General features: G+C 32.4%; 11 protein-coding genes. 1 reads left to right on the forward strand and 10 read right to left on the reverse strand.

Features of this window, described 5'->3' with window-relative positions; all coding sequences use genetic code 11:
• Positions 1-6 precede the first annotated feature (6 nt).
• Genes ISP08_RS12760 through ISP08_RS12770 form a run of 3 tightly spaced genes read right to left on the reverse strand, consistent with a single transcriptional unit; the run spans position 7 to position 2,188 of the window.
• Positions 7-324 (reverse strand): PTS fructose transporter subunit IIB, encoded by a 318-nt coding sequence (locus ISP08_RS12760; RefSeq protein ID WP_195718896.1) that lies wholly within the window; start codon positions 322-324, stop codon positions 7-9.
• Positions 325-330: 6 nt separating this feature from the next.
• Positions 331-723, reverse strand: coding sequence for a PTS sugar transporter subunit IIA (locus tag ISP08_RS12765; protein WP_195718897.1), 393 nt, complete (start codon positions 721-723; stop codon positions 331-333).
• On the reverse strand, positions 716-2,188 hold the full coding sequence (locus ISP08_RS12770; RefSeq protein WP_195718898.1) for a BglG family transcription antiterminator: 1,473 nt from the start codon (positions 2,186-2,188) through the stop codon (positions 716-718). The genes ISP08_RS12765 and ISP08_RS12770 overlap by 8 nt, the downstream gene beginning before the upstream one ends.
• A gap of 674 nt (positions 2,189-2,862) precedes the next feature.
• On the opposite strand from ISP08_RS12770, the gene ISP08_RS12775 reads away from it, so the two are divergent.
• Positions 2,863-3,303 (forward strand): GNAT family N-acetyltransferase, encoded by a 441-nt coding sequence (locus tag ISP08_RS12775; RefSeq protein ID WP_195718899.1) that lies wholly within the window; start codon positions 2,863-2,865, stop codon positions 3,301-3,303.
• A gap of 102 nt (positions 3,304-3,405) precedes the next feature.
• On the opposite strand, the gene ISP08_RS12780 is transcribed toward ISP08_RS12775, so the two are convergent.
• From ISP08_RS12780 to rpmH, 7 genes are all read right to left on the reverse strand, one after another.
• Positions 3,406-4,470 (reverse strand): WD40/YVTN/BNR-like repeat-containing protein, encoded by a 1,065-nt coding sequence (locus tag ISP08_RS12780; RefSeq protein ID WP_195718900.1) that lies wholly within the window; start codon positions 4,468-4,470, stop codon positions 3,406-3,408.
• 225 nt (positions 4,471-4,695) lie between these two features.
• Entirely contained in the window at positions 4,696-5,532 is an 837-nt protein-coding gene (gene noc, locus ISP08_RS12785) for a nucleoid occlusion protein (protein WP_048794371.1), read from the reverse strand.
• 37 nt (positions 5,533-5,569) lie between these two features.
• Positions 5,570-6,286: a 16S rRNA (guanine(527)-N(7))-methyltransferase RsmG gene (gene rsmG, locus ISP08_RS12790; RefSeq protein WP_195718901.1), complete on the reverse strand. Its 717-nt coding sequence runs from the start codon at positions 6,284-6,286 to the stop codon at positions 5,570-5,572.
• 1 nt (position 6,287) lies between these two features.
• Complete coding sequence (mnmG, locus tag ISP08_RS12795) at positions 6,288-8,165, reverse strand: tRNA uridine-5-carboxymethylaminomethyl(34) synthesis enzyme MnmG (RefSeq protein WP_195718902.1); 1,878 nt, start codon at positions 8,163-8,165, stop codon at positions 6,288-6,290.
• Positions 8,166-8,181: 16 nt separating this feature from the next.
• On the reverse strand, positions 8,182-9,561 hold the full coding sequence (gene mnmE / locus ISP08_RS12800) for a tRNA uridine-5-carboxymethylaminomethyl(34) synthesis GTPase MnmE (RefSeq protein WP_195719359.1): 1,380 nt from the start codon (positions 9,559-9,561) through the stop codon (positions 8,182-8,184).
• A gap of 138 nt (positions 9,562-9,699) precedes the next feature.
• Entirely contained in the window at positions 9,700-10,047 is a 348-nt protein-coding gene (gene rnpA / locus ISP08_RS12805) for a ribonuclease P protein component (protein ID WP_048794375.1), read from the reverse strand.
• Positions 10,048-10,211: 164 nt separating this feature from the next.
• Positions 10,212-10,349, reverse strand: coding sequence for a 50S ribosomal protein L34 (rpmH, locus tag ISP08_RS12810; RefSeq protein WP_000240855.1), 138 nt, complete (start codon positions 10,347-10,349; stop codon positions 10,212-10,214).
• Positions 10,350-11,035: the final 686 nt, after the last annotated feature.

Here is an 11,035-nt window from a genome sequence, read left to right on the forward strand (position 1 = left end):
TCCTAGTTAGTTTTTCGTTTTAGTTAACTCTTCTATTTTTTCCATAAGTTTGTTAGGAGATTTTATTGCTAAATCAGTAGGTACTTCGATTGTCTTTTTGCCTTCGAATCGATCCTTATTCGAAATTTTGACGTCTATTGCTAATAAAACAATATCTGCACTATTGATTGCTTCTTCAGTTAATTCATTTTCGGCACCAATTGTTCCTTGTGTTTCAATCTGAATTGTATGGCCATGCTTTTTAGCTGCTTGCTCTAATTTTTCTGCTGCAATATATGTGTGAGCAATACCTACAGTACATGCACAAACGCTTACTATTTTCATAATTTATTACTCCCTTTTCATTAATTTTTGTATATATTCTTCATTTGCTAAATGCTTCATAAAATTTCTAATTTCACTTTGAACTTCTTCATCCGTTTTTTCGGGTATTAAAAGTAAAATAATTAACTCCACTTTTTTGTCGTCCCAATTCATAGTTGCTTCACTGTTTTTAACCAATACAATTTTTGCTTCCTTAACATAAGATGCTTTAATATGTGGTAATAGTACATTCGGATACACTTCAATGCTCCCTTTTTGTTCTCTATACTCTATATCTTGCATCATGCTATTAGATTTACTTAAAATATTGGTTTCAACTAATAAAACTTCAACGTTTTTCAAAATTTCAACCTTATTTGTACCTTTTGATGTGACAGTTTTAATTAAAGTATCACTCATATTTGACACCTACATTGTGAATAAATTTTTTTAATTTGTTTTGGTCATTTTTATTAAACATTGCACTGACTACAATAATAGGTTTAAGATTAAAATCTTTTATAGCAACAGTGGAAACAATTAAGTCTATATCATGAACAACTTGATCATCTATAACATCTGTAGAAATAACATCAATAATTTCAATTTCAGGTATTATTTTTTCTATTTTTACACGTAATAATTCGGATGTTCCTATTCCAGTAGTACAAGTGATCAATGTTTTAATTTTTCTTGGATTGCGTTCAATTTCTCGAGCAAAATATAATGTTAAAAAGCCTATCTCATCATCAGAAATTGTAGGTATTATATTTTTAGAAACGATAGCAGTTTGTGTATGGGTTTCTGGATATTCAAATTTTATTTGATTTAACAATTTATTTTTGATAAAAATATTATTCTTCAAACGATTCATCATTGGTTTAAGATGTTTCATTAAATCCAATCGAAACTGACTATTTGAAAAATGTTGAACTAACTTTCCTTCCATCTTTTCAATAAATTTATCTGCTAGTTCCTCAATTTCTTTTGGAAAATACATATGCCTTTTATCTTCTAAATCATCTGCGTATTCTATTCTGTAAGATGTTAAATATCTATATAAGTATTCCTTTTCTACTTCTGGCAATGTTGTAGATAAATAACTTTCAAAATTTTTAATTATTATGTCACAAACTCTTAAATAACTTTGTTCTATAAAATTGTCCGGGTAATTAGAAAAATTGTTTTCTTTGTCACTATGTTGCCCATGTTTTCTAAAACGAAGTATCAATATATATAAATGTGAAACGATATTGATGTTATATGGATAAGGAATACTAACATTAAGTGTTTTTTCAATAATGCTAATTTGTTTATTCACAAAATTCATATCTTTTCTTTCTAGGTTAACTGGTATACTTGCTGACTTCTCAAAGTTTATATTCAACATATCCATACTTTCCATGAGTGCCATTCTAATGTTAGATTCTGCACCGGTAATTGCTAAAGTCCTGTCTTTACGTTTTAATTGTAAATTATATTTATTTAGCGTTTTTACCATATGTTTTTCATCAACAGACAACATACTCTCACTAATAAAAAATTTATTAATAATATGATTTACGCTCACTGAATATGGTGAATGAATTAATAAATCCTTTATTATTTCATTCCTTCTTTCAATGGGAGAGATGGCTAACTCTGCACTTTGCGATAAATTTTCTTCCAAAATTTCTGAACTGTTAAAGTGAGGATTCAAGCAAAATCCTTTTCCTCTTTCAGACAAAATACACCTTTTCTCAGCTTTTTCATTAATTTCTTGAATTAGACGATAAATACTTTTGGAAGATGTTGATATTATGTCGGCAAGTTCTTTTGCCTGGATATAACCAGGGCTATTAATCAAATAATTAATAATAGTACGTTTTTTATCCTCCTTATTCAAAATTAATCCCTCCCTATGCATTTATTATAAATCAACAGTATGTAAGCGCTTTATTTATTATTGTCCAATGCAATGGACACTTTTTTATAAATTCTACAATCACCAAATATATCATTGTATTTTCACATACTTATTGTAGTTCTTTATTTTTTAAAATACTAAAAGTGCTAAATATATAATTTTGGCATTTTATATAGGTAGGATAATCCATTGAATATTCACAAGTTGCTTTAATTTTTTAAAGGTACATAAAACCCCTTTTCTATATAGAAAAGGGGCAGTACAAAACATTCAGCTCTTAATTTAATATTCAACCACTATATATAAGTAATAGGTGATATAAATCTATTGCTTTTAAAACACCTTTAAATAATAATTTCGCTCAATCATAAAATCATTATGGTTGATGGCACTTTTTAGAAACTCTAACCATTATCCCTGTCTAAGCTTTATAGTCTATCCGCGTGATTTATAATTTCTGTATCAGTTGATTATTTACATTACTATTCACTTTTCAAACAATTTTTGGTAATATATTAGAAAATAATTAAATAAGCGTGTTGAATAATTATCCCCGGATATTTATTCTTAAGGCACTATTTTCAACTCACTAGGGCGTATCTTATGATATGAGGGTTGAAAATGGTGCCTTTTTATTTAAAGGAGGAATATATATGCAATTAATAGTAAAAAGTACACAAGAACTATCGAATTTTGAATTAACAAAAATTTTTGAAGAACGCGTTAGAGTGTTTGTTGTAGAACAAGAATGCCCTTATCAAGAAATTGATGAACATGACAATGATGCAAAACATGTTATTTTAAAAAATGAGCATAACATCGTTGCGTATACGCGTATTATTGAAGAACAGAATACAATTAGTTTTGGTCGCGTTTTAGTTTCAAAAAATTATCGTGGGAACAATTATGGTCGCCAAATTTTAGAAGAGACCATAAAATATATAAAGGAGCATAGCAATAAGGAAAAAATTAACATTTCAGCTCAAACATATTTACAGTCTTTTTATGAGTCATTTGGTTTTATAAAAATGTCTGAAATGTATTTAGAAGATGGTATCCCACATATAGACATGATTCTTAATATAGAAAGATAGATGCATATTAAAATAATAAAAAAAGGAGGAAACTCAAATGAGTTTTTCTCCTTTTTTTTATTTATTCACAAGTGGTTTTATCGATAGATATACTAACTATATTTAAACAATCGGTATGATTTGATGTGCGTGTTGGTTAATAAATTCATGTGGCCATTTGGCGTTCAGCTGTTGCCATTGCTGGCCCCCACTTTCTGAATAAAAGACGCCCTTATTATTTGCAGCATAAAATACGCCGTCATATTCAGTTAATGCTGAAATAATAGTACCTTGTTGGTCCGGTAAGCCTTCCGTTGCCTCTACCCATTGTGCATCGTTATCTCTTTGTCGATAGTAAATAGTTGAAGCTGTATCATTTGTATAGCTATGTGCTTTATATGGAGATTTAGCCGTTGAAATAACTAGGTCATTATCTTCATTAACTGCTAAACTATAGCCGTATTTAGCTTCAATGCCTTCATTGATATCTTGCCATGTTGCGCCATAATCGGTGCTCTCAATGACTGTACCATGACCATTATTTAAAAAAGCATCTCCACATACACCGTACAACGTATTAGGCATGGTTGGATGTGTACGTAGTACGTGAATATCTACAGGCGCATTATTAGCTTTATTCGCTTGCCAACTTCGTCCGTAATCTTCCGAATACAACATGCCACCCGCTTCTATTGTGACAAATATATTTTCTGGTTGGTGTGGGTTACTTGCTTGCCATTTCACATGATGGGTATACGGTCTTGGTGGAAAGAACCATTTATCCTTCCCTTCAATATGTGAAAAATCAGTCACTAGTTCAAAACTTTCACCTTGGTCATAAGAGACAAATAGTGTGCTTGGTTCAGTTCCAACGAGTAACATAGATGATGTGCCACCTTCATCTTTATATGCTTTTACAGAAGTGACACGCGTCATGTGTATATCTTCTTGCTTGAAAGCATCATTATTTTTAAAACGTGTGCCTATCGGTATCCATGTTTCACCACTGTCGTCACTTTTCCATAATCCACGATCAAATGTACCACAATAAATTATATTCGTATCAATTGGATCTTGCGTTACGGCAATGGGATTAGCTCCTTTAAATTTAGATTCGATACAATATTCACCATGCTCCTGTGTAAATAAAAGTAGTGCATTATCATAAGTTACTATAAATTGTTTCATACAAACATCACTCTATTCTTAATATATTTTCGAGCTATAAAGTCTATATCATAGTCCAAACATAGTACTATTTTTTATTGGAAGCAATGAAAGTAACTTGTTGTTTATTATAGTTATATGAAAGTTAAACTACTGAATATTATATTTACAAACAATGGTACTGGTTATTTATAAATTAAAAAAACTCTAATTCTCACATACAGAAAATTAGAGTTTTTAAAGTGACTATTTATATAATTTAATTTTAATTTCATAGTAATCATCGTATTCTTTGCCTTTATGTTCAACTTGAATACCTGATTTTTCTATAGTTTCTATACTTTTGCCTACTTCGTCACGTGCCTGTGTTAAATCCTTAGAAAATTGGAATTTCTGTGCTTTAACTTTTTCAGGGCCGACCTTTTGTTTAACACGCGCTTCTGTTTGCTTAACGTTTAATTTTTGGCTTATAATCTGTTCCACCATCTCGGCTTGATCTTCTTGAGATAAGCTTAATAGTGCACGCGCATGTCGTTCTGTAATTTTATTCTCACGCAATCTCTCTATTACTTTAGGCGCAAGTTTTAATAATCTTAATTTGTTAGCGATAAAACTTTGACTCTTGCCAACACTTTTAGCCAACTCGTGCTGCGTAGTATCACCAATGTCTAACAATTTCTTGTAGGCTTCCGCTTCTTCAATCACAGATAAATTTTCACGTTGTATATTTTCAATTAAAGCTACAACTGCAGTCTCTTCGTCATCTAGCGGACGAATAATAACATCAGCATGCGTATGTTGCAATGATTGTAACGCTCTAAAACGACGTTCACCCGCAATAATTTCATACATATCTTCTTCAATCGGACGCACAACGATAGGTTGAAGCAAGCCATGTTCAGCTATTGATTCTGCAAGTTCTTTTATTTTATTTGGCTCAAATACTTGTCTTGGTTGATAACGGTTAGGGACGATTCGTTCAATGTGTATAGATTCAACATTATTATTGTGCTCTTCTTCGATATAACCAACGATGTCATCTTTATTTTTTAAACCAAATAATTTAGAAAAAGGTTTTTTCATAATTAATGCGCTCCCTCTAAATTAGTTGTTAATGCTACTATTTTGTTAACGGTGATTTATTCGGCATACCTGGTTTTCTAGGATATTTTTTAGGTGTAAGACTTCGTTTTTCAAAAATCATCATTTGTCGTTCACCAGCATCTTCTGGTAATTCATATGAAATCATTTGCTCTAGCTTACCACCGAAAATGCCGATACCGAACTTAGCATCATCTAACTCTTCATCACCTTTGGTCGATTTTAATGCTACAAATCGCCCACCTTTTTTAACAAGTGGTAAACATAACTCGCTTAACACTGAAAGTCGTGCAACGGCTCTCGCTGTAACAATATCATAAGACTCCCTGCAGTCTCCTTTGCCGAATGTTTCTGCGCGGTCATGCACGAAATTCACCTGTTCTAATTCTAATTCAGCTGCCAAATGATTTAAAAATTGTATTCGTTTGTTTAAAGAATCAACAATTGTAACTTTCAACTCAGGGTAAACGATTTTTAATGGAATACTAGGAAAACCTGCACCAGCGCCAACATCACAAACACTATAATCTTTATCCATATCAGTATAAAAACTCGGCGCTATTGAATCATAAAAATGTTTTAAATAAACATCATGTTCATCTGTGATGCTTGTAAGATTCATTTTTTCATTCCATTCAACTAGCAGTTCGTAATACCTTTGAAATTGCTGTTGCTGTTGTTCAGATAAAATTATATCCTGTTCTGCCAACTGGTCAGTTAACCATTGTATACTCATGTTAATTATCCACCTTTTGGATTTTCCCTTGTTCTAAATACACTAATAAAATAGAAATATCAGCAGGATTAACACCAGAAATACGTGATGCCTGTGCAATGTTTAATGGCTTAACTTCTTTAAGTTTTTCACGCGCTTCTGACGCCAAGCTTTCTACTTTAGAATAATCGATGTTTTCAGGAATTTTTTTCTCTTCCATACGTTTTACTTTTTCAACTTGTTGTAATGATTTATTGATATAACCTTCGTATTTAGTTTGAATTTCAACTTGTTCTTCAACATCTGCAGGTAACTTATGGCTTTCTTCTAAAATATCTAAAATAATATCATAAGTCATTTCAGGACGACGTAGTAATTCAATAGCTAAAATACCATCTTTTAGAATTGAACCACCGTGAGATTCAATTATTTCTTGTACACGTTCATGTGGTTTAATACGAATTGACGCTAAACGATCTTGTTCGGCCTTAATAAGATCACGCTTTTCATTAAAACGCGCATAACGTTCTTCTGAAACCATACCTAACTCATAGCCTAAATCTGTTAAACGTAAATCTGCATTATCATGACGTAATAATAAACGATATTCGGCACGAGAAGTTAATAGACGATATGGTTCGTTCGTACCTTTAGTCACTAAGTCATCGATAAGTACACCGATATATGCATCGGAACGGCTTAAGATTGTTTCTTCTTTGCCAAGTACTCTACCTGCAGCATTAATACCAGCCATAATGCCTTGTCCAGCCGCTTCTTCATAACCAGAAGTACCGTTAATTTGACCAGCAGTATATAAGTTTTTAATTTTCTTAGTTTCTAATGTAGGCCATAGTTGTGTTGGTACGATAGCATCGTATTCGATAGCGTAACCTACACGCATCATATCAGCATGCTCTAAACCAGGAATTGTAGCTAACATTTTTCTTTGTACATGTTCAGGTAAGCTTGTAGATAATCCTTGAACATATACTTCATTAGTTGAACGTCCTTCTGGTTCTAAGAATAGTTGATGACGTGGTTTATCATTGAAGCGTACAAATTTATCTTCAATTGATGGACAGTATCTAGGACCTGTACCTTTTACCATGCCTGAATACATTGCTGAAAGATGTAGATTATCATCAATAACTTTATGTGTTTCTTCATTTGTATAAGTTAACCAACATGGTAATTGGTCTAATATATATTCAGTCGTCTCAAAACTAAATGCTCTGCCTACGTCATCACCAGGTTGGATTTCTGTTTTATCATAATCGATTGTTTTTGCATTTACACGTGGTGGTGTACCTGTTTTGAATCTAACAACTTCAAAACCTAAACCTCTTAAATTATCAGCTAGTGTTACTGAAGGTAATTGATGGTTTGGACCACTTGAATATTTCATATTACCAAGAATAATTTCACCGCGTAAAAATGTACCTGTAGTTACGATAACTGCTTCTGCATAATACTCTGAACCAATATTTGTGCGCACACCTTTGATTACTTCGTCTTCAATAATTAAATCGTCGACCATACCTTGCATAACTTCTAGATTATCTTCTTCTTCAATCACGCGTTTCATTTCTTGTTGATATAATACTTTATCCGCTTGCGCACGTAACGCACGTACAGCTGGGCCTTTACCTGTATTTAGCATACGCATTTGAATATGTGTACGGTCAATAGCTTTCGCCATTTGGCCACCTAATGCATCGATTTCACGAACAACAATGCCTTTAGCAGGTCCTCCAACTGAAGGGTTACATGGCATAAACGCAATATTGTCTAAATTAATCGTTAACATTAACGTTTTTGCACCACGTCTAGCTGATGCTAAACCTGCTTCAATTCCAGCATGTCCGGCTCCAATTACAATGACATCATATTTTTGAGCCATAAGTTATTTCCTCCTTTTATTTTCCTAAGCAGAATTGACTAAATAATTGATCAATAAGTTCATCGCTAGCCGATTCTCCAATAATTTCACCTAAAATTTCCCAAGTTCTCGTCAAGTCAATTTGTACCATATCCATTGGTACTCCTGATTCTGCTGCATCAATTGCATCTTGTATCGCATTGCGCGCTTGCTTAAGTAACGAAATGTGGCGTGAATTTGAAACATAAGTCATATCTTGGTTTTGAACGTCTCCACCAAAGAACAAGTCTCTAATTTGTATTTCTAATTCATCTATACCTTCTTGTTTTAACATTGAGGTTTCTATAAGAGGCGTCTCCCCTATCATCTCATGTACTTCATCTAAATCTAGATTTTGTGCTAAATCCATTTTATTAATAATGACAATTGCGTCTTCATTTTTAATTACTTCATATAATTGTTTATCTTCATATGTTAATGGTTCATTATAATTTAAGACGAATAATATTAGATCTGCTTCGCTAAGTGCTTTTCTAGAACGTTCCACGCCGATACGCTCAACAATGTCTTCTGTATCTCTTATACCCGCTGTATCTACTAAACGAAGCGGAACTCCACGAACATTAACATATTCTTCTAAAGTATCTCTCGTCGTACCAGCTACTTCGGTTACGATTGCCTTATTATCTTGAATTAAATTGTTTAACATCGAAGACTTCCCAACATTAGGCTTTCCTACTATTACCGTAGACAAACCTTCACGCATTATCTTACCTTGCGTACCGGTATCTAATAATTTATTAATTTCACCTTTAATATGTTGAGACTGATTAAGTAAAAATTCTGTCGTTGCATCTTCGACATCATCATATTCAGGATAATCGATATTCACTTCAACTTGTGCAAGGATTTCGAGAATGGATTGACGCTGTCGCTTAATCATATCACTTAAACGGCCTTCAATTTGATTCATAGCGACTTTAGACGCACGATCTGTCTTAGAACGTATAAAATCCATAACCGCTTCTGCTTGGGATAAATCGATACGACCATTTAAAAACGCTCTTTTCGTAAATTCACCAGGTTCTGCCATACGTGCACCATGCGTCATTGTTAATTCTAATACGCGGTTAATAGTTAATATACCACCATGACAGTTGATTTCTATTATATTCTCTCTAGTAAAAGTTTTCGGGGCACGTAGCACAGAAACCATTACTTCTTCTACAACCTCATCTGTTTCTGGATCAATAATATGACCATAGTTAATCGTATGCGTTTGTGCATCTGCTAACTTTTGCTTACCACGGTACAATTTGTCTGCTATTTCAATTGCGTTGACGCCTGATAAACGTACAATGCCTATAGCGCCCTCCCCCATCGGTGTGGAGATACTTGTAATCGTGTCTAATTCCATCATCCTTCTCGCCTCCTTATCACATAATTTATTACTGTAATATTGTAAAGATTTTCTTTAGAAAAAGCGAATATATTGACTGTTAACCGTAAGGTTAGTCTACGGTTTGTCTGAGGTAAGACATACGACAGTCTAAGGTCACTTAATCTTTTTGTTGAATACTTTAGCTATTTTAAGCACATGCTCTAAGCTTGATTGCATTTCTAACGTAGTCATATTTTTAGCCGGTTGCCTTGCTATAATTATTAAGTCTACTGGGATAATATCGTCTTTATGTACTTTGAAGTTCTCTCTTATTCCCCTCTTAATTCTATTTCTTACAACAGCATTGCCTAACTTCTTAGATACGCTTATACCTAGTCTAAAATGTTCTAACTCTTCTGTGTGTTTAATATATACAACAAACTGCTTATTTGCGACAGATTTTCCATTTTTATAGTTAAATTGGAAATCCTTATTTCTTTTAATACGATAAGCTTTTTCCACTCACAATCACTCGCCTGTCCATATCTTCAATTAAAAATCATATATCTAAAATATTAACAATTAGTAATATTGATTCTTCATTATATAGTCGTATAATAACAAAATTTTAATCACTGAAACAGCTAATTAAAACCAAAAAAAAGACCACTGATGAGTCAGTGATCTTATGCAGATAAAACTTTACGGCCTTTACGACGACGACGTGCTAAGACTTTACGTCCGTTTTTAGTGCTCATGCGTTTTCTGAAACCATGAACTTTACTATGTTTACGTTTATTTGGTTGATAAGTACGTTTTACCATGCAAAAACACCTCCATCTTTATTCAGTTATCTAACTATTATATAGATAAATTAAGTATACGTTTCTGCTAATTAGTCTTGATTTAACTCTACTAATTTCTAGTCGTAATTCAAGCAACTACTAAAATATAACAAATTCTAAATTATAAAGCAAGTACAATTTTAATTGCGTTATTGAGTCATTTTGGCTCAAATACTATTTATTAAACTATTCGTTAAAGGAAATCCGAACTTTCAATCCTTGAAATAGCAGCATTTTTTAATATACGAACATTATTATTCATTTTCCATACAATTAATATACTTTATTTCCCAAGCTGTATCAAACAGAAAAATAGAGATCATTTTGATTTATCCACTTATACACAATTCTAAATGGAAAAACTGTGGATAATGTGTTACATTTTCACAAGTTATTCGGATATTTACTAACATATTCACAGCCATTTGACAGGTTGAGCTGTTAAAAAGTATAATTATGTGGATAAGTCATCAAATATTGATAGATATAGGGTTTATTTTATTAGATTATGTACAAAAAGCTGTGTATAAATCATGATATGTGAAAAGTTATCCACTGATTGTTATTAACTTGTGGATAATTATCAACATGTTGTGATTATTTTTATCCACGTATGTGTTTTCTGTGTATAAGTCGAAAATTTATGGAATATGGAGTTAGTTATT

The sequence above is a fragment of the Staphylococcus lloydii genome (assembly GCF_015775975.1).
GTDB classification, from domain to species: domain Bacteria; phylum Bacillota; class Bacilli; order Staphylococcales; family Staphylococcaceae; genus Staphylococcus; species Staphylococcus lloydii.

Coding starts and splice junctions, on each gene's coding strand:
- noc (WP_048794371.1), bottom strand. CDS start 5,532: ATGAAAAAACCTTTTTCTAAATTATTTGGTTTAAAAAATAAAGATGAC.
- rpmH (WP_000240855.1), bottom strand. CDS start 10,349: ATGGTAAAACGTACTTATCAACCAAATAAACGTAAACATAGTAAAGTT.
- ISP08_RS12775 (WP_195718899.1), top strand. CDS start 2,863: ATGCAATTAATAGTAAAAAGTACACAAGAACTATCGAATTTTGAATTA.
- mnmG (WP_195718902.1), bottom strand. CDS start 8,165: ATGGCTCAAAAATATGATGTCATTGTAATTGGAGCCGGACATGCTGGA.
- ISP08_RS12760 (WP_195718896.1), bottom strand. CDS start 324: ATGAAAATAGTAAGCGTTTGTGCATGTACTGTAGGTATTGCTCACACA.
- mnmE (WP_195719359.1), bottom strand. CDS start 9,561: ATGGAATTAGACACGATTACAAGTATCTCCACACCGATGGGGGAGGGC.
- ISP08_RS12780 (WP_195718900.1), bottom strand. CDS start 4,470: ATGAAACAATTTATAGTAACTTATGATAATGCACTACTTTTATTTACA.
- ISP08_RS12765 (WP_195718897.1), bottom strand. CDS start 723: ATGAGTGATACTTTAATTAAAACTGTCACATCAAAAGGTACAAATAAG.
- rsmG (WP_195718901.1), bottom strand. CDS start 6,286: ATGAGTATACAATGGTTAACTGACCAGTTGGCAGAACAGGATATAATT.